Below are 23,593 nucleotides of genomic sequence, written 5' to 3'. Positions count from 1 at the left end.
GAACATCACAGAAAGAAGTCATCAAGGCGTGAACGCGTCTCATTTGACTTGACAACTACCGCGGAGGTATTTTTCGACGTCAGACCCGAACGACCCGAGTGAGGCTGGGAAGGCGTGCCAAAGGTTCGCTGGTGCGAGCATCGCTTGGAGGCGCGGGTTGATGAACAGCGCCACGTCCTCGATGTCGCCGGACTCCAGGCCCGCCTGGTTGAGGCACGCCTTGATCGCCTGTGCAGGAAACGCCTTCGTGTGCTTGTCGCGGGTCAGGCGTTCCTCTTCGACGGCCGCAAGGACCCGGCCCTGGAGAACAAGTGCGGCGGCCGAGTCGTGCGTGCCGAAGTTGATCCCCAGGACCGGTGCCGTCATCCGGCGGCAGGCCTTCCGATGCGGTCTTGACCGCCCAGGTAGGGACGCAGGACCTCGGGCACGGTGACAGTACCGTCATCGTTGAGGTTGTTCTCCAGGATCGCGAACACCGCGCGGTCGGTGATGCCGGTCGAGGAGATCGTGTGCGGCAGCACGGTCTTGCCATCGGCACCCTTGAACCGGATCTTGAACCGGCGAGCCTGGTAATCCCACAGGTTCGTGTTCGAGTGGGTCTCCTTGTACGCCCCGAACGACGGGAACCACGCCTCGGTGTCGTACTTCTTGTACGCCGGAGCGCCCATGTCACCCAGGCAAACCCGCACCACCCGGAACGGCAGCTCGAGAGACTTCAGGATGTCCTCGACGTTCTGCTGGCACTCCTCGAGCATCTTCTCCGAGTCGGCTGGGTCACAGATGATGATCTGCTCCACCTTGTGGAACTGATGCACGCGGAACCCACCGCGGTTCGATCGCCCCGCCGACCCTGCCTCGGTTCGGAAACACGGGGAGAACGCCGTGACCTTGATCGGAAATTCCGACGCGTCCACGATCGTGTCGCCGTAGTAGCCGATCAGGGTCTGCTCCGAGGTGCCGATCAGGGCAAGGTCGGAGTCGGCGACCTGGTAGATCTGGTCGGCGAAGAACGGCAGGTACCCAGTACCGAAAAGTGTCCGCTCACGAGTCAGCAGCGGCGTCATCATCGGCGCAAAGCCACGCTTGAACAGGAAGTCCTGCACGTAGGTAAACACCGCCCAGGCCAGGCGGGCGCCGTCACCCTTCCAGTAGTAGAACCCGTTGCCAGCGACCTCGGCGCCGCGCGCCATGTCGAAGATGCCCAGCCGCTCACCGATGATGTCGTGCGAACGGTCCTCGTCGGCCGGCACCGGGGTGCCGAACGTGCGCAGCTCGACATTGTCCTCGTCCGAATGCCCGAGCGGCGTGTCTTCCGCGAAAAGGTTCGGCAGCCGGACCCACAACTCGTCGCGCGCCTTCTCCAGCTCGCGGAAACGCTCGGTGGCGTTCTTCAGGTCCTGCTTGAGCGCGCGGGCCTTGTCGATGTCTGCGCCCTTGCCCAGCTTCTTCTGCTCTGCACGCAGCGTCTCCATCTGGACCTGCGTGGTGCGCATCTCGGAGTCGAGAGAGAGCAGCCGGTCCACATCGACGTCGGACTCCTTGGCCTCGACCGTACGGCGCACACGGTCAGGGTCGGTACGCAACAGGGCGATGTCGATCACGGGGCGTCTCTCCTCGATGGTTGCTTGTCGTCGTGCTGGCGGTGCGCGGATGCCGACATGCGGGCATGTGACCGCTCGAAGAGGCTGATCGCTTCTCGCAGGTGCCGCGGACTCGACGTGGTAATCGCTAGCGCCGAGACCCGCTGGTCGGCAAGAGCCCACTCTAGCGCCGAGAGCCTTCTCAACCCGGACCGGGGCGTCTGATCGATCAGGCGCCCCCGGTCGAACGGAGACATCCCGACGAACGCCCGACCCGTCTCCACGACGTCGTCGACATACGGCGCCGACCACCCGTGGTGCAGGTTGTACTGCGCTGCGACCCCGCCGATCCCACGGCAACGCAGCGCGCCCAGGACGTGCGCAGGCCCGTGGCAGTAGGCATATACCGAGCCGACGACACCGGTGACGCGACACAGGTCCTCACCCAGCGCATAGAAGTCAGCAGCGGCGCCCTCATCACTCAGAAGCTGATGATCTCGCGTGTGCTTGACATCGATCTCCAGCACGAGAGTGTCGACCGTACTGATCCGCAGGGTGGCGAGCGTAGCCTCCAGCACGTCCGCGATACGCGCGGCGACCGTACCGGCATTCACGCCGAGCGGCGCTTCAGCCTTGACCAGATGCCGCACTCGATAACCGGTGTCGTCCAAGACCTGCCGTACCGCCCATTGTGTGCCGAGCCGCGGGTTGGAGTGGATCGTTCGGACTCCAGACCGGAGTGCGAGCCGGAGCGCAGCCATGCCGGGAGCCGAGTTCTTGCCCGGCCGCAAGCGGCCCTCGACGAAGGTACTGGTGCCGAAGCAGTACCTGCCGAGGGCAGCCGGCAGCGTGCTGGCCACGCCAACGGCTGGTTCCGTTGACGCGCGGCTCATGTGTCGGATACTGGGACCTCGACCGGACGGGTCGGTTCGGTCAAGCCCGTCCCGCAAGCGCCTCCCGAACAGCCCGCTCCCGTCGCTACCGCGCCACCGGCAGGCGCTTCCTCCCCGGCACCGCGGGTCAGGATCGTCTGGAAGTAGGCGATCGACTTCTCCTTGCCCACCACCTTGTCGAACCGAAGTTCGCCGAGCTGGTCGCGGTAGTGGCGACGCTTGGGGTTGTCGATGTCGAACTGCTCGCTGTCGCGGTATCCGGTCAGGCGGGCGAACGTGTCGCGCTTCTCGGCCAGACTCATGCCCCACAAGGTCGGCGGGTTCTTCTGGCTGATGCAGATCGTGGTCATGCCGTTCGGGCTGATCCGCAACTTCCAGCAACCGCCGCACGGGTAGTTCCACGAGAACATCGCGAGCACCGCGACCTTCACACCGGTGTCGCCGATCTCGTAGTAGTTGTATGACGGGTTGTCACCCTCGATCGACTCCCGCGCCACTGGCCGCAGTTCTCCCGCCCTGGCCAGCGCAGCGAGGATCGCCTCCTCGTCGACGAACTGGTCCTTCCAGAACTGCTCGCCCTCGTCTCCGAGCTGGGCAGGGTTCGAAGGAAAGAACTGGTTCAGTTTGATCGCGAGCTGTCCCGCATACCCTCGGCGGTTGTTGACGTCCCGAGCGAACTCGACGAAGGCCGGCAGTTCATCGAGCGTGTCGCGCATCGTCACGCACGACAGCTTCGTCATGGTCGGCAACAGTTCCACCGACCGCTCGATGCTCTTCAGCGTGTCATCGTGGAACCCGCGCCGGGTGAGGAACAGGTTCTTCTGCTCATCGAGCGTGTCGATGCTGATGATCGCCCGCGTCAACCCGGCGTCGACAGCGTCCTCGATGAACCGGTGCAACCGGTACCCATTGGTCGTCACGATCTGCTGGGCCAGGCCGATCTCCTTGCCCGCCCGGAGTATGTCGACGAAGTCTTTACGCACCGTCGGCTCACCGCCCGTGTAGTGAGCACGGCTGATGCCGACGTCGTGCCCGGCCTGAAGCACCTCGATCGCTTCGTCCAGCGAAGGCTGGACGATCACCCCCTGAGGTCCCTCCGGCAAGCAGTACCGGCAGCGGATGTTGCACCTCGATGTGATTCCGAAACGGAGGTTCCACTTGCGCATCCCGGGTGAGTACCGGTTGTCCATGACCTTCACGGGCATCTCCCACATTGTGCGATCGCTGGCAGGATGCGCCGCCAGGGCTGCTGACGGCGCAGGTGGTGCAGACGAACCACCCCGAGCCGGGGTGTGGAGCAGATGTTGATGTTTGTCAGCGTCTGTGACTTGGAAGCACATCTCAACAGCGAAGTCGGCCCCCCCCGACAAGCGCCCCACGTGCTCCTGTAGTCATGAAAGCGATCGCGGGTATGGTCAGGACCGCACGTCCGTCACTCAAGCGGACACACCGGGACGTGCCAATGACACTTACGGGACATTCGGGATGGTAGAACGTCCCTGTGGCTGAGCTGAGGAATGGGCGTCTGGTTGCGGCGATCCGTCAGGCAGGTATCAGTCGGACCCGCCTGGCGGCCGAGGTCGGGGTGGACCCGAAGACCGTCGAGCGGTGGATCACGGGTGGGCGCACGCCGCACCCGCGGCATCGTGAGGCGGCTGCCGCGGTGCTGGAGCAGCCTGCGTCGTTCCTGTGGGATGTGCCTGACGAAACGCGCGACGGGGTGCCGGCGGAGGTCGTGGCGATCTACCCGAGTCGGCGCAACGTGCCGTATGCGACCTGGCAGAGCCTCGTGAGCAGGGTCACCGACCGGTTCGAGCTGCACGCGCTGGCCGCGATGTTCCTGCCCGACCAGACGATGGACCTCGCATCCGAGTTGATCAGGCTGGCTGGCCAGGACGTGCGGATCCGGCTGCTGCTCGGCGACCCCGACGGGCAGGCCGTGGCCCGGCGCGATGAGGAGGAAGGGCGTGTAGGTGTGGACGGCCGGGTCAGGCTCGTGCTGGGCTACGTGGCCCCGGTGATCTCCGACCCGCGGATCGAGGTTCGCCTGCACGACACGACCCTGTACGTCTCGACCTACCGCTTCGACGACGACCTGCTGGTCAACCAGCACGTGTGGGGGCACGCCCGCCGGGGCGAACCCGCTGATGCACCTGCGCGGTGCGGACACCTCCCCGCTGATCGCGGCCTACCAGCAGGGCTTTGAACGGGTGTGGGCGAACGCGACGCCACTGGCCATGTGGCCGCCCACGCGATGACGACGGATGAGAAGGTGGCGCAATGGCCCGCACCGACTACTTCGACGACCCGCAGGCTCCCGAGCCGAACTCGATCGTCCCAGCCGTCAGCGTCATCGCCCGAGACGAGGCGGGTCGGATCCTGCTGATCCACCGCACGGACAACGACCTCTGGTCGATCCCGGGCGGCGCCATGGAACCAGGTGAGTCCGTTCGTCAGGCCGCTGTCCGAGAGACCTACGAGGAGACCGGCTACGACGTTGAGATCACCGGCCTCGTCGGCATCTACACCGACCCGAATCACATCATTGCGTACTCCGACGGCGAGGTGCGATCGCAGTTCTCGATCTGCCTGACCGGAGATGTCACAGGTGGCCAGGCCCGGACATCGGCCGAGTCGTCAGAGGTGGTCTGGCAACCAGTCGATCAGCTTGGCGAGCTGAGGATCCATCCCACGAACCGCCTGCGGATCGACCACGCCCTCGATACCGGCCGGACACAGCCGTGGCTCACCTGATCTCACTGACGGCGTCACGCTCATGCGCGCCAGCTTCATCGACCCGCTGCTGCACCCGCTCGACGAGGTCCCGTGCGAAGGGCTCGGCCTCCCGCATCGTGACCGCGACCACGTGCTGCGGCGCGTAGCGTTCGAAAATCCCGGCGAACCGCGCCGCAACGGTCACCGGTTCACCGGCGCTCGACGTCGTCAGGTCACAGAACGTCACCAGGTCCAGCAGGTCGACCAGGGTGCCGTCGGGCGGTGGAAACTCCGCTTCGAGCACACCGTCGAGCCGTTTGTTCCGTGCCTCGATCCGCGCGAACGTGTGATGCGCAACCAGTCGGCACAGGCGGTCCTCGCCACCAAGCCCGCGAAGGTGGCGGGCACCGTCGAGCTGATGCATCCCGGTGTCGGTCGCGGCCTCGGCGTAGCCGATGTCGTGCAGGAACGCGGCCGCAACCACCAGTCGAGCCCGTTCGGGCTCGAGCACGCCGGCGATCGCCTCAGCCTTGCGGCCCACGGCCAGAGAATGTGCCAGCCGGTGCGACCCGGTCGGCAGCGCCCTCTTCAGCACGACTGCCGCTTCGGCCGGACTCGGGACGCCGCTCAACATGGCCATGGCCTCACCACATCACATGCGCCAGGCAGACTGTAGGGAGACATCGCTATCTCCGATTCGTCGTGCGCCGCGGCCACAGCCTCGGATGTGGAGCTGAACCGAGTGTCTACAGGATGTTCCAGATCGACTCCTCGCCCTCGCGGAGGCTGTCGATTCGTCGTCGAACCTCTGCTGCCGCAGGTGATCCAGGAGGTGACTTGCGGGCGTTGGTGGTGATCATGCGCAGTTCTCGAACGTCGCGGAGCCAGTTGTAGCCGGGCCACTCGCGGATGTCTCGGCCGTATCGCCGGCAGAACTCGTCGTATTCCGCCGGTGAGTGGTTGAACCGTCGACAGTGCACCTCAACGGTGACCAGGTCCCATTCTCGGGGCGCGATGACTGCGCTGTCCCAGTCGGACAGCACGGCGCTGCCTGCGGGGTCCAGCAGGGTATTGCGGTGCTGTGCGTCGCCGTGAATCAGGCCCGGCATCGAACCGGACGGTTGGTGCGACTCACCCCGGGCGAGTTCGGAGCACAGGTCCATCAGCATCGTGCGGTCGTCGTCCGTCAGGAGCGGGCTGGTGGTGATCGAGTGCCTGATCTCGCCGAACGCGTCCAGCGGCGGAAAAGAGAACGGCGGCAGCGGGGCGTTGTGGAGCGCGAGCAGCGGTTCGGCCATGTCTGCGGCGTGGACGGGGCGCTCCTGGGGCAGGTAGCGCCACAGGGTCACCGCGCGGCCGTCGATCTCGAGCGGCTGGCCTGCCGGGTCACCCCACAGGGCGACGGTCGGTACAGCGTGGTCTTGAAGCCAAGTAACGAGGGCAACGACCTCGGCGAGGTGGTCCTCGCCGGGCGGGGCGACCTTGATCACGACCGGTGCCGAGGCCAGCCGGTAGACGCCGTTGGTCTGGTGACGGATCAAGACCATGCGATCGGGGTCCAGACCGGCCCCGAGGGCGGCGGCCTCCGCGATGGGCCCGGTGCGCTCCGGGGTATGGACGTGCTGTTCGGCGACATCGGTACCGAGGTCGGCCTGATGCGGGCTGGAGGTCAACGGGTGCCTTCCATCTGGGTGGCGACGAGTTCGCTGAGCTCGGCGGCTCGCCGCTCGCGGCGGCCTTCAGGCAGCGCATGGACCACGTCCTGGGTCTTGGTCAGTACGACGCGCGTGCGGTGCTCTGCCGGCAGCGTCGTGACGACCTGGACGGCCAGCTGGCAGGACTCCTCGATCCGGCCCTGGTTCGCTAGGACGATCGCCTGGTCCAGCTTGATCAGAGCGGGATCGATGACGAGGTCGGGCTCTGTGCTGTACAGGGTGAGCGCCTCTTCCTGGATGCGCCCGGCGCGGACCGGTTCATTCAGATAGCTCAATGTTCCCGACAGGTACATCAACAGGCGCTTGTGGTTGAAGTGGAAGGCCGCATCGGACGAGCCCAGTGCGTCGGCTTGGTCTACGTATCGCTGCGCCGTGTCCATAGCTCGCTCGGCGCCACGGGCATCGCCGAGTTTCGCCAGAGCCCGGCCTTCGGCAGCAGCGGCCAACGCTGTCGGCTGGGACGCAACCCCCGGAAGAAGGGCCTGCGCGCTGCGAGCGAGCTCGACCGCCTGCTCCACGTGCCCGTAGTAGTACGGCAGCATCGTTTCCTGAGCCCGCACACGCGCCTGGAGCCGCAGGTTGCCCGTGTCGTCCGACGCCAGCCGTGCGGTGCCGTACCAATAGTGGGACCGGCGGATCTCCCCGAGCTTCATCAGGGCGTCGGCCGCCAGGAGGGCAAGGACCGCCAGCGTCTCCGAGAGCTTGACCTGGATCATGGCAGGCTGCCGGACAGCTGCTATCGCTTGGATCTCGACGATATCGGGGGCGAGTGCCGACAGCATGGCCGCAGGCGCCGTGCGCGTGTACGTCATCAGGTGCTCGGCGACGCGTTCCTCGATCAGGTCGAGCCGCCCTTGCGAGAGCGTCGTGGCGGCCAACGTGTCATCGACAAGCGGCCGTGCCGCATCCAGCAGACCGAGCAGGGCACCTGCACCTATGGGGCTGGCGGAGAAGGCCGACTGCCGAGCCTCCAACGGCGAGGACATGGCATTTGATGCCTGCAAGCCAGTAGGCCCCGTTTCCAGGGCCGCATCCAGGGCGCCGCTCGTCATGTCGAGCGCCGTGGCCAGATTGGCTCGTTGGAAAGGCTGTGGTGTGGACTCGCCCGACTCCCAGCGCTGAACGGTAGTCCGGTCGATGCCGAGCTGTTCAGCAAGCGCCTCCTGACTGTATCCGGCTGACTTACGGGCATCCGAGAGCCTCGCTCTGCGTGACATGAGTTGGGTCTCCTGTCAGGTAGCCGTCCGATGCTCACCATAGCCGCCGGTTCCAGGCCGTCACAGAAGCCGCAGACCGGATGCGGCATTTCTGCCGCAGAAGCGCGGCCTGAACGCGGCCGGGACGCTGTGTCAATCGCTCCCGGCCTGCGATGTGCTGGATCACCACCAGGCCAACGGCTTTGCAGCACCCGGCCCGGTACCGGCAGTACCAACGCCCGCGCATCCCGACAGCCCACACCACCCCAGTGGATGCAGACGCAAGGAGAGCACGATGGTGGCCAACCAGACCGTGACGATAGCGGCGAGGCTCGTCGTGGTGGACATCGGCGAAGTGCTGGTCCGTGACGGCGCAATCCCGCCCGAGATCGCTGCCGCGGTCCGGCGCGTGGAGACGGCGGGCCATCATCTTGCACTGGTCAGCCAGCGGTCTCTGGCCGGCACCGGTTCGGTCATACGGCAGCTCGGGCTGAGTCGCGGTCGAGTGATCTGCTCGGGTGCCACGGTGGTTGCCTCGTTCACGCACCAGGACGTGCAGGTCGAGGATGTGATCACCTTCGATCCCGCACCGGCGCTGCGGCACGTGGCCGCGATGCGGCCCACCGTACGCACCGCGTGTGAGGTCGTGGGCCGTGGCTACTACGTGACCGCGCCGTTCCCCGAACGAGCGCTGGACGGGAGACAGCCGGTGGCGCGCGCCCGCGAGGATGTGTGGACCCGGCCGACTCCCCACGCCGTCGTTCACGGGGTCTCGGTCTCGGAGCTGACCGAGCAGGTAAACCGGTTCGGCGTGGCCGTCACGGCTCGGGACTGGCTACATCCCGGGGACTGGCTGGACCTGCGGCCCACGCACGCTTCAATGGCGGCCGCGCTGGAGACAGCGCGCACCCAGGTCAGAGTCGTGGCGGGCCGCACTACCTACATCGGCCAGGACGCAGACGCGGTCCGGTGGGCCGGGCGCCGCGTCGTGACCTCCGATGCCGCCGAGAGCGTACAGACAACCGCGGACGAGGTACTCGACCCCTCCGACACGAACAGCCTCGTGGACGAGCTGGACTCCGTGTCCGCCGTGCGCGTGTTCACGCCCACCGGAGCGCCCAGATGAATTCCACCGCCGACCAGCCGCAGCGCGACGACGACCAGTCCTGCCTGCCGAGGAGGCGCATCCCGGCGGGCTCTCGAACCTCTCCCGGTCCGGAATCTCCCAGACATGTCCCGGGCCGGTAGAGCCCCAACGGGCTGAGGCGGGCCGGCGACGATCCGGCTGTCGACACAGCCCCGTCGACAAAATCGGCTCGCCCGGTCGAGCCGGATCCCATCAACGGCAGCACCTGCGCCCGGGCCGCGGTGTCGCGGGCACGTAGAGAGGACAGACCATGAGCAAGCCCCAGCACGACATGACGAGCGTCCCGCAGGAGTCCGCATTTCATAGGCCAGCCGCGCACCACCGCCCGGTGGGAGTTGTCTTCGTCGATCTCGACGGCACGATCGTCCGTCACGGGGGCGATGTCGTGCCGGAGCCGACGCGTCGGGCGGTGGGTGCGGCGATCGGGAGGGGCATCAAGGTGGTGCTATGCACGGGCCGGTCTGCGCTGGGTGTCGTGCCGATCGCGGAACTCCTGGGACTGGGCAAGGGCAGTGTGTTCATCGCCTCCAACGGCGCCATCACCGCCGAACTGACCGGGAACCGTCGTCGCCCGTTCCAGATCGTGCGCAAGCGGGTGTTCGACCCCTGGGCCGCGTTCACGATCGGGATGGCGGTGGCTCCGCAGGTCAGCATGGCCGTCGAGCAGGTCGGGGTCGGGTGGCGCGTCAACAAGCCGTTCGCGACGGGCCGGTTGACCGGGCTGCAGCATGTCGTGGACGAGCGTGTGTTGTGGTCGGAGCACACCACGCGCGCCGTCGTGCACGCTCCTGGCATCGCGGCGTTCGCTCCGCAAATCGAGGGAGCTGGGTACACCGCGACTCCGGCTGCCGCCGATTGGCTGGACATTACCCAGCGTGGGCTGTCCAAGGCTACCGAGGCCAACGCGCTGCGCCACCGGTGGGGCATCCATCCCGATGACACCGCCGCGATTGGCGACGGCGCCAACGATATCCGGCTGCTGCATCAGGTCCGGCACGGGTTCGCCATGGGCGGCGCGCCCCAGCAGGTCAAGGATGCCGCGGACTACATCACCGGCTCGATCGATCACCATGGCGCGGCTACCGCGTTGGACACTTTGACGCTGTCCACCCGGAAGTCCGAGCAGTTGCCGGTCGAGACGGGGGCGGGTGCGCGATGAGTGTCTTCGAGGGCGAGGAAGACTTCGCGGCAGAAGAGACGGGTCACCCCGCGCGACTCCCGCAACAGTGGCGGGTGGGTGACCGGGTGCGGGTGGTGGATGGTCCGCGCCTGCTGCTGGGCGCGACCGGGATGGTGGTAGAGGTCGACCTGCCGGGTGCGTGGGAGGTGCGTGTGCACATCGATCGCGGCGGGTTCGACCGCGCACTCCTGGCACCCCACGAGTTGGAGCCCGTGGACGAGGCGACGCCATGACGTGGGCCCTGATCGGGTACGTCGTCCTGCTCGCCGTCCTGCTGGGCGCGCGGTGGGCGGCACAGGTACGGCGGTGAGACCTGGCATGCCGAGCATGACCGGCCCCGGCTGTCTCCAGCACGACTCCGGCGCCCGTGGCCGTGCTGTTCAAGACACCGACCCGCTCGGCCGCAACACCTTCACGTGCCGGGCTACGCAGAATCCCACGACCACACGCTCGGTCGCTCACTCGCTTCTGGAAGGGATGACCATGGCCTCCAACGCTGTCGCAGTCGGCTACGCCCGCGACGCCACGCAGCTCGCCGTCGTGCAAACCCACGCACGCAACCACGGCTACCTGCTGGCGCATGTAGTCCAGGACGGGTGTGATGCCGCCACGATCAGCCAGCTCACCAAACACGCCATGGACCAGAGCGCCGAGGTCGTGATCCTGCCCGGCGACGCGCTCCTGTCCGCCGCCCGTAAGAAGCTGGAGAAGGAACTCGCCAGCGTCGGCGCGGCATGCGTCGTGCTCGGCGCCCCGAGCGCCCCAGTCCGTGGAGCGCTTGAGACGGTGATGCCACGCCGCGACTTCGATGCCGCCCGAGGCAGACACGCCAAACACCTGGCCGAGCGACATCCCAGGTGATCCCCGAGAACTTGCGGTCGGACGCGCACCCCCAGGAAGTCCCTTTCCCTTCCTGCACCTCCTTGCATGGCGTCCGGCCGCAAGCCCGCCACCCCCTGGCGGGTGACCCCGTAGCAGGCCAGAGGCCACGCCCCGAGCCCCTGGCCTGCTACGGGCCGATGCCACCGCAACACCTCGGGTTCGGCGGGTCAGCCCGCGGTCACCGCGTAGGCGCCCGCCTCGTCGGCAGAGAGGTCACCCGTCTCGCCGTCGCGCACGGCACGCCCGCCGAGGACGTACACGTACGCCCAGAAGGCCGCGAGTGCGATCGCCCCGACGACGATCTTCAGCCACCAGAGCATCGACGACCCGGTCACGAAGCCCTCGACCACGCCGGAGACGCCGAGCACCACCACGAGGGAGAGACCAGCGGTGATGAGGGAACGCCCCTCACGTGCCAGGGAGGTCGAGCGCTTGAGCGGGCCGGGATCGATCCACGACCAGAAGAACCGCAGGCCGGCGGCCCCGGCCACGAAGATCGCCGTCAGCTCGAGCAGGCCGTGCGGGGCGATCAGCATGAGGAACGTGTCGAGCTCGCCGTGCGCGGCCATCATCCCGCCGATAGAGCCGACCAGCACCGAGTTCTCCCACAGCACGAGCAACGGGACGATCCCCGTGATACCTCCGCCGATGCACCGCAACGCGATCCAGAAGTTGTTGGTCCACACCAAGCCCGCGAACCCCGCGCCGGGGTCGTAGTACTCCGCGAACTCCCCGTTGACGTACCGCTCCTGGTCCGACGGCGGGCCCATGGCGCGCAGCGCCTCGGGGTCGGTCGCCACGTTCACGCCCACGACGACGGCGATGAGGAGGGCCGCCGCAGTGACCGCATGCGTCCACCACCGGATCCGGTACAGCGCCGCGGGCGCCGTGACCACCGCGAACCGCACGACGCCGCGCCACGCCGGCTCGTGCGAGCCGGCGATCCTCGAACGGGCCCGGACCAGCAGTTCGGACAGCCGCGTCACCACCGCCGGATCCGGCGCGGCGGACCGCACCGTGGACAGGTGCGTCGCCACGGCCTGGTAGAGCCGCACCAGCTCGTCCGCCTCGGCGCCGTCCAGGCGCCGTCGCCGGGCGAGATGCGCGAGGCGGTCCCACTCCTTCGAGTGCACGGCGGTGAAGGCATCGATGTCCACGGCCGATAGTCTGCCCCACGCCCGGGCCATCCCCTAGATTTTGTCCTGGCACAGGACAGCCCCCGGCCAGGACAGCGTCAGCAAGGAGATCACGTGCACGACGGCATCGTCATCGGCGAGGGAGTGCTCCTCGACGCGCGCCCGGCGGGGATCCTCTCGCGATCCCTCGCCTTCCTGCTGGACGTGATCGTGATCGTGATCGTCGTGATCCTGCTCTTCTGGGTCGCATCGGAGTGGATCTTCGACCAGTTCCTGGCCGGCGAATCCGGGATCGAGATCCTGATGATCGCCCAGGTGCTCTTCGTCGTCGCCCTGTGGGTCGGCATTCCCACGACCGTCGAGACGCTGACGCGCGGATGGTCGCTAGGCAAGTTCGCCGCGGGCATCCGCGTGGTCAGGGACGACGGCGGCCCGATCCGCTTCCGGCACGCCTTCGTCCGCGCACTCGTCGGTGTCATCGAGCTCAACCCGCTCGTCATGGCGTTCCCGGCGGCACTCACCTCACTGATCAACCGCCGCGGCAAGCGTCTGGGTGACCTGGGCGCCGGCACCTACGTGGTGCGCGTGCGGGGCGGGCATCCGCCGTCGGCCCCCGTGGTCATGCCGCCCGAGCTGGCGGGATGGGCGGACACCACCGACATGCGCCGGCTGCCCGACGGGCTGGCGCTCGCGGCCCGGCAGTTCCTCGGCCGGGCGCACAAGCTGGCGCCGCAGTCCCGCCTCCGCCTCGCGGACGACCTGGCCGGCCGCATCGAGCCGTACGTCGCGCCCGGGCCGCCCGCAGGAACGCATCCGGAGGCGTTCCTGCACGCCGTGCTGGCGGAGCGGCGGTTGCGGGAGGAGGACGCGGCGAGCCGGCGGCAGTCGCGCGCCGACGAGCACGCGAGCCTGTTGCACCGCCTGCCGTACGCGGTTCCGGACCTGCGGGACTGATCGCTTCCGAGGGCAACCCGGTCCGGTTCCCGGGCCACCACCCCGGCCGGTGTCCGGTGCCCCGGACGGAACGACCGAGAGGAATTGCCCGGCACGAGTTCCTCCGGCCCGAGTTTGCGGACGGGAGCTGCGGCCGGTCGCGCGTTCCTGTCCGTCGTGTCGGAGTGTCGCGCTAGGGTGGCGACTGCGCACCGAACGACATGCCGTGGTGTGCTGGAAGCCCACGAACACCCGGGAGACACGCCTGTGACGACGCCAGCCAGCCCCGACGGCGGTTCGGGCACGCCCGCCCCCAACGGGTGGGGCGAACCGCCGCGCTACGGCCAGTACGCGCCGGGGTATGGCCCCGGCCAGCAGGCGCCCGGCGTGCCGGGCACCGGAGCGGCGTCGCCGCAGTCGGCGCCCCAGTACGGGCAGAGCCAGTACGGACAGGCGCAGTACGGGCAGGCGCCGTACGGTCAGCAGCCGGGTCCCGGGAACGGGGACCTGCCAGGCCCGCTGCCACCGATCGCCGACAAGCCAGGCATCATCCCGCTGCGCCCGCTCTCGCTCGGGGAGATCTACGACGGCGCCTTCCAGGCGGTGCGGCACAACCCGGGCGTGGTCCTGGGCTTCACCACGATCGTGCTGGCGGTCGCCGCCGCGGTCGGCGGGGTGCTCAGCCTGCCGCTCACCACGATCTTCGCCGACCTGTGGGGCCAGCTCGAGGACGTGGTGGCGGCCGAGACGGCGGACCCGGCTGACGCCGCCGCCTTCGGCCAGATGAGCGGGCTGATCCCAGGGCTGTACGGAGTGACGTTCGGCACCCTGATCACCCTGTCGCTGGCGACCCCCCTGGCCATGGGCGGCGTCGCCCTGTCCGTCAGCGAGTCGGCCATCGACAAGAAGGTCTCCATGAGCGAGACCTGGCGCCGCGTCGGCCCGCGCTGGTGGTTCCTCGTCGCCCTCGGGCTGCTGCAGGGCATCGCCGTCTTCGTGTTCCTGACCGTCACGGTGGCTCTGGTGGCCGGCATGTTCGCGCTCGATACGGGCTTCGGCGTGGCCGGCATCTTCCTGGGGCTCGCGGGCTACCTGGTCTTCGTCATCTGGTTCATGGTCCGGACGCTGCTCATGGCACCGGCGATCGTGCTCGAACGCCAGGGTTTCTGGGCCACGGTGGTGCGCGGCTGGCGGCTGACGCGTGGCGTCTTCTGGCGCATGCTCGGCATCTACCTGCTCACGTACCTCATCCTCTGGTTCCTGAGCCAGATCATCAGCGCGCCTGTCTCGTACGGGCTCGGCTTCGCGTCGGTCATGGCCGATCCCGTCATCGTGCAGATCGGTGTCGCACTCACGTCCCTGGTCGCGGTGCTGGTGCAGACGATCTTCATGGGAGCCGTCGTCGCCCTGCTCTACATCGACACACGGATGCGTCGTGAGGGCCTGGACGTCCAGCTCGCGGCGGCCGCGGCGGACCGATGACGCCACGGATGGAGCCTCCGGTCGAGCCCGGCCGTGAGGAGGCGCACGACTGGCTCCGCACCGAGCTGCAGCGAGCGGAGTACGCCGAGCGGGAAAGTCTGCTCCAGCGTCTCGTCGACGCGATCGCGGAGTGGTTCCAGGGCCTGGACGTCCCGAACGCCGGGCTGGCCACGACACAGCTCGCGATCGTGATCGTCGGTGTCGTGCTCCTCGTGCTGGTGCTCGCGTGGCTCGTGGCCGGCCCGGTCCGCCGGGAGCATCGGATCAAGGGCTCCGCGATCGTGGTGGAGAAGGACGACGCGCGCACCGCCGCGCAGATGCGCGCCGCCGCCGACTCCGCGGCACGTTCCGGCGACTGGTCGGAGGCCGTGGTGGAGCGCTACCGGGCCGTGGTCCGATCCTGCGAGGAGCGCGCCGTCATCGACCAGCGTCCCGGGAGGACGGCCCAGGAGGCCGCGAACGACATCGGCGTGCGGCTGCCCGGCCTCGCCGCCCGGCTCCACCTCGCCGCCGGGCTCTTCGACCAGGTCGAGTACGGCAGCCTCGGCGCCTCCGCATCCGACGACACCGCCATGCGCGGGCTCGACGACGCCGTCACCGCGGCACGGGTGGAGCGCAAGGAACCAACCGCCACCGCCGAAGGCACCGGCGCCCCGGCGTCCGTCGGCGCCACCGCCGAAGCCGTCACCGCCGAAGCGGCCTCTGCCGAGACCGCCGCCGCTCCGCCCACGGCGGGCCGGCCCGACGCTTCCTCGCGGGGAGTGGACGCTCCGTGACCATGACGCACACTGCCCCGTCCTCTCCCGCCGGGCCGCGGACGGAAGGCAGATCCGGGGCCGACGCACCCGTCGTCGTCGGACGCCCCGCACGGCGCGGCTTCTCGTGGAAGACGGTGGGATGGATCGCGCTCGTCGTGGCCGCGCTCGGCCTGTTCGTCCTCGTCCTGGCCTTCACGCGGCCCGTGGGATCGGACACCCCGTACTCCGCCGGCAACCCGGACGACGACGGCGGGCGCGCCGTCTCGGAGGTCCTCGCGGACCACGGGGTGACAGTGAACGAGGTACGCACCGTCCGGGACGCCTTCGACGGCGCATCGGCGGGGGAGACGCTGCTCGTCGCCCCGCATCTCTCCTACTTCGAGCCGGGACAGATCGAGGCGCTCGCCGCGATCGAGTCCGACGTCGTGCTGCTCGCACCGGACTTCGAGCTCCTGGACGCCTTCACCGACGGCCGCGTCGAGACGTGGTACGCCGGACCGGCTGCCACGGAGGGCCCGCAGTGCGACGCGCCGGCCGCCCAGGCCGCGCAGAACGTCCGCCTCGACGCCGGGCTGACCGTCATGGAGGGCACCGCCGACAGCTGCTGGCCGGCCCCCGGTGGCGACGGGCACGCCTACGTGCGACTGCAGGTCGACGGCCGGTGGGTACACGTGATCCATGACCCGTCCCTGATCCGCAACGACACCGTGCTCAACGGCGGCAACGCGACGCTCGCGCTGTGGACCCTGGGCGCGCACGACGAACTGACCTGGTTCGTCCCCGACCTGTTCGACGCCACGATGATGGACGGGCCGCCCGGAGGCTCGACCGGCAGCGAGGGCGGCGGCGAGGAGAGCGGCGACGACGGTCGAGCGCCGCGTCCCGAGGCCGGCAGCTGGAGCGTGCTGCCTCCGGCCGCCGGGCCCGTGGTCTGGGTGCTGCTGCTCACCGGCCTGGTGCTCGTGATCTGGCGCGCTCGGCGCCTCGGCCCGCTCGTGACGGAGCCCCTGCCCGTGCTCGTGCGGTCGGCCGAGACGATGCGGGGCCGCGCCCGCCTGTACCGTGCGGTACGTGCGCGCGGCCATGCGGCGGCAGGGCTGCGGGCCTCCGCGGCGCACCGCATGGCGCAGCGGCTGGGCCTGGCCCGGTCGGCCGACGCGACGGCCGTCACCGACGCCGTGGCGGCCGCCACGCACCGATCCACCGAAGAGGTGGCGCACCTGCTGTACGGGCCCCCGCCCACCGACGACGGCGAGTTCACCGAGCTTGCCCGGAGTCTCGACAACCTGGAGAGCGAGGTCCACCGATCGTGACCGAACCCGTGTACACCCGGCGGCCGGAGCCCGGCGCCGCCTCGGAGCCCGCCGCGCGGCCCGACATCGCACAGCCCGACGCCGCCCCGCAGCCGCCTGCCCCGCAGCCGCCCACGCCGCAGCCGCCCACGCCGTCGCAGAGTCTCCGGTCGGCCCTGGCCGGCGTGCGCGCCGAGGTGGGGAAGTCCGTCGTCGGCCAGGACTCCGCCGTGACCAGCCTGCTCATCGCGCTGCTCTGCCAGGGGCACGTGCTCCTGGAAGGCGTGCCCGGCGTCGCCAAGACGCTGCTGGTGCGCTCGCTCGCGGCGGCACTCTCCCTCGACACCAAGCGCGTGCAGTTCACCCCCGACCTCATGCCGGGCGACGTGACGGGGTCCCTCGTGTACGACGCCAACACGGCACAGTTCTCGTTCCGCGAGGGCCCGGTGTTCACGAACCTGATGCTCGCGGACGAGATCAACCGGACGCCGCCCAAGACCCAGGCGTCGTTGCTCGAGGCGATGGAGGAACGGCAGGTCTCGGTGGACGGCACGCCACGCATGCTGCCGGACCCGTTCGTCGTCATCGCCACGCAGAACCCCGTCGAGTACGAGGGCACCTACCCGTTGCCCGAGGCACAGCTCGACCGGTTCCTCCTCAAGCTGGTCCTGCCGCTCCCCGAGCGCGACGAGGAGATCGAGGTGCTCGCCCGGCACGCGGCCGGTTTCGACCCCCGCGACCTGCGGGGCGCCGGCCTCGAACCGGTGGCCGACGCCGACGTGCTCGCCCGTGCCCGCGCCGAGGTGAGCCAGGTGCAGGTCTCCCGCGAGGTCCTCGGCTACGCCGTCGACGTGTGCCGCGCCACGCGCTACTCGCCGTCGCTCTCGCTCGGCGTCTCGCCGCGCGGAGCGACAGCGCTCCTGCGCACGTCGCGCGCGTGGGCCTGGCTGTCCGGCCGCTCGTTCGTGACCCCCGACGACGTCAAGGCGCTCGCCCACCCGACGCTGCGGCACCGCGTCCAGCTGCGGGCGGAGGCCGAGCTCGAGGGCGTGACGGCCGAGGGCGTGCTCGACACGGTGCTGGCCTCCGTGCCGGTACCCCGCTGAGGCGGGGCGTATGGCCCTGACCTGGCGAGCGGCCGCCCTCATGGCGGCAGGCGTGATTCCGGTACTGCTCTGGCCGAGCGCCGGGACCGTCGTCGCCTGGATGCTGCTCGTGGTCCTCGTCTGCTGGGTGGATGTCGCGCTGGCGGCCTCGGCGCGCCGTGTCGAGGTCCAGCGGCGCGTCCCGGCGTCGGTCCGGCTGGGTGAGCGGACGACGTCGGAGCTGGTGGTCCGGAACATGTCCGGGCGCCGACTGCGCGGCGTGGTCCGGGACGCGTGGCCGCCTTCGGCGGGTGCCGGCGCCGGTTCCGTCGCGGGCGGTCCGGGCCGGCACGCCGTCGACCTGCCTCATCAGGAGGCGACCCGCCTGACCACGCCCCTGCGGCCGATGCGGCGGGGCGACCGTCTCGCGGGCGGTGTCACGGTCCGCACGCTCGGCCCGCTGGGGATCGCCGGACGGCAGCACACGCTGCCGGTGCCGGGCAGGCTGCGGGTGCTGCCGGAGTTCGCCAGCCGCAAGCACCTGCCGTCCCGTCTGGCACGCCTGCGTGAGCTCGACGGGCGGGCGGCGGTGCAGGTCCGCGGCGAGGGCACGGAGTTCGACTCCCTTCGCGAGTACGTGGTGGGCGACGACGTCCGTTCGATCGACTGGCGCGCCACCGCGCGCCGGGGGGACGTCGTGGTCCGCACCTGGCGGCCGGAGCGCGACCGGCGCGTCCTCATCGTGCTGGACACGGGCCGCACGTCGGCCGCCCGGGTCGGCGCGGTGGGCAGCCAGATCGGCGCCCCGCGTGTGGACGCCAGCATCGAGGCGGCGTTGCTGCTGTCGGCGCTGGCGAGCCGGGCGGGGGATCGTGTCGAGCTCGTCGCCTACGATCGCGCCGTCCGGGCCCGGGTGCAGGGTGCGGCCGGGCCGCGGCTCATGCCCGCCATGGCCGAGGCGCTGAGCGTGGTCGGGCCCGTCCTGCTGGAGACCGACTGGCCGGGCGTGGTCGGGCAGGTGCGCGAGCGGATGTCCCAGCGGGCGCTCGTCGTGCTGCTCACGACGCTCGACCCGGCGGCGGTCGAGAACGGCCTGCTGCCCGTCGTCGACCAGCTCACGCGCAACCACCAGGTCGTCGTGGCCTCCGTGGCCGACGAGGAGGTCGCCCAGATGGCGCGGGGCCGTGAGTCGTCGTCGGAGGTGTACGACGCCGCGGCGGCGGTGCGCGGCGAACTGGAACGCACGGCGGCGACCACCATGCTGCGCCGCTACGGTGCGGAAGTCGTGGACGCCCTTCCGGACGACCTGGCGCCCCGCCTCGCGGACACGTACCTGGCGCTGAAGGCCGCGGGAAGGCTCTGAACCGGAGGACTCCCGCCGCCGTCACTCGACGACGGCGCGTCAGCCCGGATAGGCGACCGCGAGGATGCCCTCGGCGATCGGGTCGCCCCAGCCCGTGGTGCGCTGCTGGTACAGGTCGCCGCGCTGGGTGAGGGCCAGCGCACCGGAGTCGGTGACGCCCGCGGCCAGGGTCTTCACGTCGGCCAGTTCCTGGACGGTCTCGGTGCTCCCGCTGTCGTCCGCCAGACCGCCCACGCCGGTCTCGTACATCGCGGTCGTGCCGTCCTCGTCCCGGGTGAGCAGGAGGAGTCCCGTCTGGTCGAACCACTGGGCGGACACCACGTCGGGCACCGAGGCCGCGACCTCCAGCGGAGTGGTCAGTTGCTCCGGTTCGCCGTCCTCGCCTCGCGCCACCGCGGCGACGTGTACCGACGTCGTCCCCGCCCGGCGGCTGACCACCGCCACCCGCGCGCCGTCCGGAGCGACGCGCACGCCGATCACCTGCCGGCCGCTCAGCCATTCCGGGCTGCGGTCGTGCCGGGCGCCCGACTCGTGCGCCACGAGCAGCTTCCCGTCGTCGTTCGCCGGGTCGAAGTCGGCACGGCCCAGGTCGTCGCTCGACCAGACGTAGCCGTGGCGGTCCACGGAAGGCTCGGCGAGCCGCCTCCCCGTCAGGAGTTCCTGCTGGCCGGTGGCGTCGTCGACGTCGGCGACCCGCACGATCCGCGTCCTGCCGTCCCGCACGACGACGGGCGTCGCGGCCGGGCCGAGCGCGATGGCCGTGGGGTCCAGCCCGTCCAGGTGGATCGAGCGATCGAGGTCCGCCAGCCGGTCGTCGGACACCGTGAACAGCTCGTTGCCCGCCAGCGCGATGGCCGGGCCTCGCGTCGACGGCACGACGGGCTCGTCGATCGTCGGCTCGTCCAGCCGGTTGTCCCCGGCGTACAGCGCGATCTTGGGCCGGACCTCGCCGTCGGACAGGGTCACCTCCAGCTGTGCGAAGAGCAGCCCGAGCGCCGAGGGGTCCAGGTCGGCGACGTCGCTGCCGAGCCGCACCTCGATGGCGCCCTCCTCGTCGTCGGTCACGGTCGGGACGGCGAGCTGCGTTCCCTCCGGGGCCGCGACGTCGACAGCGTCCTGGAGCCAGGTGGGCGGGCCGTTCAGGACCTCGGCGACCGCACTCGTCCGCCAGGCGCTGCGCGGGAACCAGCGCTGGTCGGGCACCCACTGCTGATGATCGAGGGTAGGGAAGTACAGCCGCGTCGCCTTGAACTGGTTCGTGAACTGGCGCTCGGAGACGAGGATGCCGCCCTCGAGCTCGTCGATGCGCCACTGTTCCTCGTCGTCCCGGGTCAGCGAGAAGCTCGTCGTGAACGGGGCCGCGCTCGACGCCTCGGCGTACATCCCGTCCGCGTCGACGCGGGCGACGGCGTCCACCGAGACGGTGACGTCCGCGGCATCGGGGCCGTCGGCGTGGACGTCGATGTCGGTCGTGCCCTTGTAGACCACCACGTTCTTCGTCGGCGCCCACGACTCCCGCGCGTCGTCCGTCAGGTAGAGGCGGGCCGTGTCGTACTGCTCGTACTGCGTCTTCGCCGTCGAACCCGATCCCGCGGCCAGCAGGAAGAATCGCACGAGTCCCGCGGGGTCGGCGTCCTCGGCGGGCTCCGGCGGGATGAAGCCGACCGCGTCCTCGGCGCTCGCGTCGGCCTGGCGGTACATCACCGGTCCCGACGCCGGCACGGAGGCGCAGCCGGCCAGGGGGACCAAGAGTGCGAGGGCCGCCACCAGCCCGGCGGCAAGCTGTCCGGTACGCATCAGCGGACCTCCAGGTCGGGGATCGTGGTGGGCGACGGACCCGTCGGCGGATGCACGACCGGGATCTGGTCGGTGGTCACCTGGGGCTCGTGCGAGTCGGGGACGAGCGGGATCGGCGACGAGTCGAGCCGGATGCCGGCGCGGCGCGGCAGGGTGAGCCGGAAGCTCGCGCCGCGGGCGGGCCTGCCCCACACCTCGAGGCGGCCGGCGTGCAGGCGGGCGTCCTCCTGGGCGATGGCGAGCCCGAGTCCGCTCCCTCCGGTGGTCCGGGCGCGAGCCGGGTCCGCCCGCCAGAAGCGGTCGAAGACGTGCTCGACCTCCGGCTTGGTCATCCCGACCCCGAAGTCGCGCACGACGACGGCCACCGCGCTGGCGTCCTGCCCCACCGTGACCTCCACCGGGCGCCCTTCCGAGTGCTCGATCGCGTTCACCACGAGGTTGCGCACGATGCGCTCGATCCGTCGCGGATCGATGTCGGCCACGGCGTCGCCTTCGGGGAGCTGCACGGACAGCGGGGCGTTCTTGTTCTCCGCGAGCGGCTGAGCCATCTGGACCACCGACATGACGACGTCGCCGAGGTCGCGCCGTTCGGCGTCGAGCACTGCCGCGCCGGCGTCGAACCGGCTGATCTCCAGCAGGTCGGCGAGGAGACTCTCGAACCGTTCGATCTGCTCGGTGAGGAGCTCGGCGGACCGGCTCGCGCCCGCGCTGAGCTGGTCCCGCGCTGCGTGGATGACGTCGCCCGCCATGCGGATCGTGGTGAGCGGCGTGCGCAGCTCGTGCGACACGTCCGACACGAACCGGCGCTGCGTCGCCGACAGTTCCTCCATCTGCTGGATCTGCTGCTGCAGGCTGTCGGCCATCGCGTTGAAGGACCGGGACAGCGTGGCCATCTCGTCGATGCCCGTGACGTCGGGGAGTCGCTCGTCCAGGTGGCCGTCCGCCAGGCGCTTGGCCACGGCCGCGGCCCGCGTCACCGGCGCCACGGTCTGGCGGCTGACGAGGGCGGTGATCAGGCCGATCAACAGAAGCACGAACGCCGCCCCGATGCCGAGCACGCGGTGCACGAACGTCAGGGTCTCCTGCTCCGCCTGCAGGGAGTACACGTAGTAGATCTCGTACGTGCCGAACCGGGGCACCTGCAGCGACGTCCCGACGACGACGCCGGGCTCGGCCTCGTTTGCCTCCAGCGGGTCTCGTACCTCGGTGAACTGCATCACCTGCTCGCCCGCCGCGGTGCCGTCTCCCTCGCGCAGCTCCGCGTTGGCGCGGCGCAGGTCGTCGGTGAGCAGGGCGCCCTGCTGGATCCCCATGCTCTCGGGGATGATCACATCGCTGACGTGAGGCTGCGCGTCGAGCGGGTGGACGACGAACACGGCCTTGACGTTGGACGCGCTGCTCATGATCCGCTGGGCCACAGAGCCCATGAGCTGCTGTGCCTGCTGCTCGTCCGCGACCGCCGAGCTCCGGAACTGCTCGTTCGCGTCCACGGTCAGGGCGGCGCTCTCGTTGTCGATCGATTCCAGACGGCGCTCCACCATGCCGTCACGCACCGACGTCGACAGGTACAGCCCGAGCGCGGCGACCGCCACGACGCCGATGGCCAGCGCCGACGTCATGATGCGCAGCCGCAGCGAGGCGCGGAACGCGTACACCGCCCGCCGCACCAGGCGGACCGCCGCGATGCGAGTGCGGACGACGGCGCGCCGCGACCAGGACGTGACCCTGGGCATTATTGCGGCGTACCCGCCTTGTACCCGACGCCGCGCACGGTCAGGACGATCTCCGGATTCTCCGGGTCGCGCTCGATCTTCGAACGCAGGCGCTGGACGTGGACATTCACCAGTCGCGTGTCGGCGCTGTGCCGGTAGCCCCACACGCGCTCGAGGAGGACCTCGCGGGTGAAGACCTGCCACGGCTTGCGGGCGAGCTCCACCAGCAGGTCGAACTCCAGCGGCGTCAGGGCGATCTTCTCCCCGTCCCGGGTGACGGTGTGCCCGGTGACGTCGATGTCGATGTCACCCACCTGGAGCCGCTCGGGCCCCGGATCCTCGCTGCGACGCAGCCGCGCCTTGACGCGGGCCACGAGCTCCTTGGGCTTGAACGGCTTCGAGATGTAGTCGTCGGCCCCGGACTCCAGGCCCAGCACGACGTCCACCGTGTCGGACTTGGCGGTGAGCATGATGATCGGGACACCGGACTCGGCGCGGATCTCGCGGCAGACCTGGACACCGTCCTTGCCGGGCAGCATGACGTCCAGCAGGATCAGGTCCGGCTGGTGCATGCGAGCCGCCTGCACGGCCTCGTCCCCATCCGTGCAGAAGATCGGTTCGAGCCCTTCGCCCCGAAGCACGATGCCGATCATCTCTGCGAGGGCGGTGTCGTCATCGACGACCAGGACACGGGATTTCATGTCGTCCAGTGTGCCAGGTCTACTTG

At 69.8% G+C, this 23,593-nt stretch carries 23 protein-coding genes; 12 read left to right on the top strand and 11 right to left on the bottom strand.

The features are described 5' to 3' along the window. Positions 1 to 39: 39 nt before the first annotated feature. Genes ACYVK5_RS20970 through ACYVK5_RS20955 form a run of 4 tightly spaced genes read right to left on the bottom strand, consistent with a single transcriptional unit; the run spans position 40 to position 3,639 of the window. Positions 40 to 366 (bottom strand): carbamoyltransferase N-terminal domain-containing protein, encoded by a 327-nt coding sequence (locus ACYVK5_RS20970; protein WP_460707924.1) that lies wholly within the window; start codon positions 364 to 366, stop codon positions 40 to 42. Further along, entirely contained in the window at positions 363 to 1,601 is a 1,239-nt protein-coding gene (gene serS / locus ACYVK5_RS20965; protein WP_460707923.1) for a serine--tRNA ligase, read from the bottom strand. Before serS ends, ACYVK5_RS20970 begins: the two co-directional genes overlap by 4 nt. Continuing rightward, a complete protein-coding gene (locus ACYVK5_RS20960; protein ID WP_460707922.1) occupies positions 1,598 to 2,473 on the bottom strand; it encodes an aldo-keto reductase family protein in 876 nt (291 codons plus the stop codon). The genes serS and ACYVK5_RS20960 overlap by 4 nt, the downstream gene beginning before the upstream one ends. Further along, entirely contained in the window at positions 2,470 to 3,639 is a 1,170-nt protein-coding gene (locus tag ACYVK5_RS20955) for a radical SAM protein (RefSeq protein ID WP_460707932.1), read from the bottom strand. The genes ACYVK5_RS20960 and ACYVK5_RS20955 overlap by 4 nt, the downstream gene beginning before the upstream one ends. A 335-nt stretch (positions 3,640 to 3,974) precedes the next feature. On the opposite strand from ACYVK5_RS20955, the gene ACYVK5_RS20950 reads away from it, so the two are divergent. Next, the gene (locus tag ACYVK5_RS20950; RefSeq protein ID WP_460707921.1) at positions 3,975 to 4,679 is read left to right on the top strand and encodes a helix-turn-helix domain-containing protein; all 705 of its coding nucleotides are present in this window, start codon (positions 3,975 to 3,977) and stop codon (positions 4,677 to 4,679) included. Between the two features lie 74 nt (positions 4,680 to 4,753). Next, positions 4,754 to 5,227, top strand: coding sequence for an NUDIX hydrolase (locus tag ACYVK5_RS20945; protein WP_460707920.1), 474 nt, complete (start codon positions 4,754 to 4,756; stop codon positions 5,225 to 5,227). Here ACYVK5_RS20945 and ACYVK5_RS20940 read toward each other — a convergent pair. From ACYVK5_RS20940 to ACYVK5_RS20930, 3 genes are all read right to left on the bottom strand, one after another. Beyond that, on the bottom strand, positions 5,220 to 5,819 hold the full coding sequence (locus tag ACYVK5_RS20940; protein ID WP_460707919.1) for an HD domain-containing protein: 600 nt from the start codon (positions 5,817 to 5,819) through the stop codon (positions 5,220 to 5,222). The two genes, ACYVK5_RS20945 and ACYVK5_RS20940, sit on opposite strands and share 8 nt — an antisense overlap. Positions 5,820 to 5,934: 115 nt before the next feature. Next, positions 5,935 to 6,861: a phosphotransferase enzyme family protein gene (locus ACYVK5_RS20935; RefSeq protein ID WP_460707918.1), complete on the bottom strand. Its 927-nt coding sequence runs from the start codon at positions 6,859 to 6,861 to the stop codon at positions 5,935 to 5,937. Then, the gene (locus ACYVK5_RS20930) at positions 6,858 to 8,120 is read right to left on the bottom strand and encodes a helix-turn-helix domain-containing protein (protein ID WP_460707917.1); all 1,263 of its coding nucleotides are present in this window, start codon (positions 8,118 to 8,120) and stop codon (positions 6,858 to 6,860) included. The genes ACYVK5_RS20935 and ACYVK5_RS20930 overlap by 4 nt, the downstream gene beginning before the upstream one ends. A gap of 274 nt (positions 8,121 to 8,394) precedes the next feature. On the opposite strand from ACYVK5_RS20930, the gene ACYVK5_RS20925 reads away from it, so the two are divergent. From ACYVK5_RS20925 to ACYVK5_RS20910, 4 genes are all read left to right on the top strand, one after another. Beyond that, the gene (locus tag ACYVK5_RS20925) at positions 8,395 to 9,225 is read left to right on the top strand and encodes an HAD family hydrolase (protein WP_460707915.1); all 831 of its coding nucleotides are present in this window, start codon (positions 8,395 to 8,397) and stop codon (positions 9,223 to 9,225) included. Positions 9,226 to 9,496: 271 nt separating this feature from the next. Continuing rightward, positions 9,497 to 10,405, top strand: a complete 909-nt coding sequence (locus ACYVK5_RS20920) for an HAD family hydrolase (RefSeq protein WP_460707914.1) — start codon at positions 9,497 to 9,499, stop codon at positions 10,403 to 10,405. After that, positions 10,402 to 10,659 carry a hypothetical protein gene (locus tag ACYVK5_RS20915; protein WP_460707913.1) on the top strand — a complete coding sequence of 86 codons (258 nt, stop codon included), beginning with the start codon at positions 10,402 to 10,404 and terminating at the stop codon, positions 10,657 to 10,659. Before ACYVK5_RS20920 ends, ACYVK5_RS20915 begins: the two co-directional genes overlap by 4 nt. A 250-nt stretch (positions 10,660 to 10,909) precedes the next feature. Continuing rightward, positions 10,910 to 11,287, top strand: a complete 378-nt coding sequence (locus ACYVK5_RS20910) for a hypothetical protein (RefSeq protein ID WP_460707912.1) — start codon at positions 10,910 to 10,912, stop codon at positions 11,285 to 11,287. Between the two features lie 188 nt (positions 11,288 to 11,475). On the opposite strand, the gene ACYVK5_RS20905 is transcribed toward ACYVK5_RS20910, so the two are convergent. After that, a complete protein-coding gene (locus tag ACYVK5_RS20905) occupies positions 11,476 to 12,465 on the bottom strand; it encodes a stage II sporulation protein M (protein WP_460707911.1) in 990 nt (329 codons plus the stop codon). Positions 12,466 to 12,558: 93 nt separating this feature from the next. On the opposite strand from ACYVK5_RS20905, the gene ACYVK5_RS20900 reads away from it, so the two are divergent. From ACYVK5_RS20900 to ACYVK5_RS20875, 6 genes are all read left to right on the top strand, one after another. After that, complete coding sequence (locus tag ACYVK5_RS20900) at positions 12,559 to 13,398, top strand: RDD family protein (protein WP_460707910.1); 840 nt, start codon at positions 12,559 to 12,561, stop codon at positions 13,396 to 13,398. 246 nt (positions 13,399 to 13,644) lie between these two features. Further along, positions 13,645 to 14,859, top strand: a complete 1,215-nt coding sequence (locus tag ACYVK5_RS20895) for a glycerophosphoryl diester phosphodiesterase membrane domain-containing protein (RefSeq protein ID WP_460707909.1) — start codon at positions 13,645 to 13,647, stop codon at positions 14,857 to 14,859. 8 nt (positions 14,860 to 14,867) lie between these two features. Further along, a complete protein-coding gene (locus tag ACYVK5_RS20890; RefSeq protein WP_460707908.1) occupies positions 14,868 to 15,635 on the top strand; it encodes a DUF4129 domain-containing protein in 768 nt (255 codons plus the stop codon). 2 nt (positions 15,636 to 15,637) lie between these two features. Next, on the top strand, positions 15,638 to 16,930 hold the full coding sequence (locus tag ACYVK5_RS20885) for a DUF4350 domain-containing protein (protein WP_460707907.1): 1,293 nt from the start codon (positions 15,638 to 15,640) through the stop codon (positions 16,928 to 16,930). Further along, positions 16,927 to 18,015 carry an AAA family ATPase gene (locus ACYVK5_RS20880; protein WP_460707906.1) on the top strand — a complete coding sequence of 363 codons (1,089 nt, stop codon included), beginning with the start codon at positions 16,927 to 16,929 and terminating at the stop codon, positions 18,013 to 18,015. The genes ACYVK5_RS20885 and ACYVK5_RS20880 overlap by 4 nt, the downstream gene beginning before the upstream one ends. Before the next feature lie 10 nt (positions 18,016 to 18,025). Further along, positions 18,026 to 19,357: a DUF58 domain-containing protein gene (locus ACYVK5_RS20875; RefSeq protein WP_460707905.1), complete on the top strand. Its 1,332-nt coding sequence runs from the start codon at positions 18,026 to 18,028 to the stop codon at positions 19,355 to 19,357. Between the two features lie 39 nt (positions 19,358 to 19,396). Here the strand turns inward: ACYVK5_RS20875 and ACYVK5_RS20870 are convergent, their stop codons facing one another. From ACYVK5_RS20870 to mtrA, 3 genes are read right to left on the bottom strand one after another with little or no spacing between them, the layout of a single operon-like run. Further along, positions 19,397 to 21,154 (bottom strand): LpqB family beta-propeller domain-containing protein, encoded by a 1,758-nt coding sequence (locus ACYVK5_RS20870; RefSeq protein WP_460707904.1) that lies wholly within the window; start codon positions 21,152 to 21,154, stop codon positions 19,397 to 19,399. After that, positions 21,154 to 22,887 (bottom strand): MtrAB system histidine kinase MtrB, encoded by a 1,734-nt coding sequence (mtrB, locus tag ACYVK5_RS20865; protein WP_460707903.1) that lies wholly within the window; start codon positions 22,885 to 22,887, stop codon positions 21,154 to 21,156. Before mtrB ends, ACYVK5_RS20870 begins: the two co-directional genes overlap by 1 nt. Further along, on the bottom strand, positions 22,887 to 23,567 hold the full coding sequence (mtrA, locus tag ACYVK5_RS20860) for an MtrAB system response regulator MtrA (protein ID WP_460707902.1): 681 nt from the start codon (positions 23,565 to 23,567) through the stop codon (positions 22,887 to 22,889). Before mtrA ends, mtrB begins: the two co-directional genes overlap by 1 nt. Between the last annotated feature and the right edge of the window lie 26 nt (positions 23,568 to 23,593).

The sequence above is a fragment of the Myceligenerans halotolerans genome, assembly GCF_054782975.1.
Note: the sequence above shows the minus strand (reverse complement) of the source record. Positions and strands in the feature narration are given on the sequence as shown.

Excerpts from the sequence above, each read along its gene's own strand:
- ACYVK5_RS20945 (WP_460707920.1), top strand. The coding sequence starts at position 4,754 with ATGGCCCGCACCGACTACTTCGACGACCCGCAGGCTCCCGAGCCGAAC.
- ACYVK5_RS20925 (WP_460707915.1), top strand. The coding sequence starts at position 8,395 with ATGGTGGCCAACCAGACCGTGACGATAGCGGCGAGGCTCGTCGTGGTG.
- ACYVK5_RS20955 (WP_460707932.1), bottom strand. The coding sequence starts at position 3,639 with ATGCGCAAGTGGAACCTCCGTTTCGGAATCACATCGAGGTGCAACATC.
- ACYVK5_RS20910 (WP_460707912.1), top strand. The coding sequence starts at position 10,910 with ATGGCCTCCAACGCTGTCGCAGTCGGCTACGCCCGCGACGCCACGCAG.
- ACYVK5_RS20885 (WP_460707907.1), top strand. The coding sequence starts at position 15,638 with ATGACGCACACTGCCCCGTCCTCTCCCGCCGGGCCGCGGACGGAAGGC.
- ACYVK5_RS20890 (WP_460707908.1), top strand. The coding sequence starts at position 14,868 with ATGGAGCCTCCGGTCGAGCCCGGCCGTGAGGAGGCGCACGACTGGCTC.
- ACYVK5_RS20960 (WP_460707922.1), bottom strand. The coding sequence starts at position 2,473 with ATGAGCCGCGCGTCAACGGAACCAGCCGTTGGCGTGGCCAGCACGCTG.
- mtrA (WP_460707902.1), bottom strand. The coding sequence starts at position 23,567 with ATGAAATCCCGTGTCCTGGTCGTCGATGACGACACCGCCCTCGCAGAG.
- ACYVK5_RS20970 (WP_460707924.1), bottom strand. The coding sequence starts at position 366 with ATGACGGCACCGGTCCTGGGGATCAACTTCGGCACGCACGACTCGGCC.
- ACYVK5_RS20870 (WP_460707904.1), bottom strand. The coding sequence starts at position 21,154 with ATGCGTACCGGACAGCTTGCCGCCGGGCTGGTGGCGGCCCTCGCACTC.
- mtrB (WP_460707903.1), bottom strand. The coding sequence starts at position 22,887 with ATGCCCAGGGTCACGTCCTGGTCGCGGCGCGCCGTCGTCCGCACTCGC.
- ACYVK5_RS20875 (WP_460707905.1), top strand. The coding sequence starts at position 18,026 with ATGGCCCTGACCTGGCGAGCGGCCGCCCTCATGGCGGCAGGCGTGATT.
- ACYVK5_RS20920 (WP_460707914.1), top strand. The coding sequence starts at position 9,497 with ATGAGCAAGCCCCAGCACGACATGACGAGCGTCCCGCAGGAGTCCGCA.
- ACYVK5_RS20930 (WP_460707917.1), bottom strand. The coding sequence starts at position 8,120 with ATGTCACGCAGAGCGAGGCTCTCGGATGCCCGTAAGTCAGCCGGATAC.
- ACYVK5_RS20915 (WP_460707913.1), top strand. The coding sequence starts at position 10,402 with ATGAGTGTCTTCGAGGGCGAGGAAGACTTCGCGGCAGAAGAGACGGGT.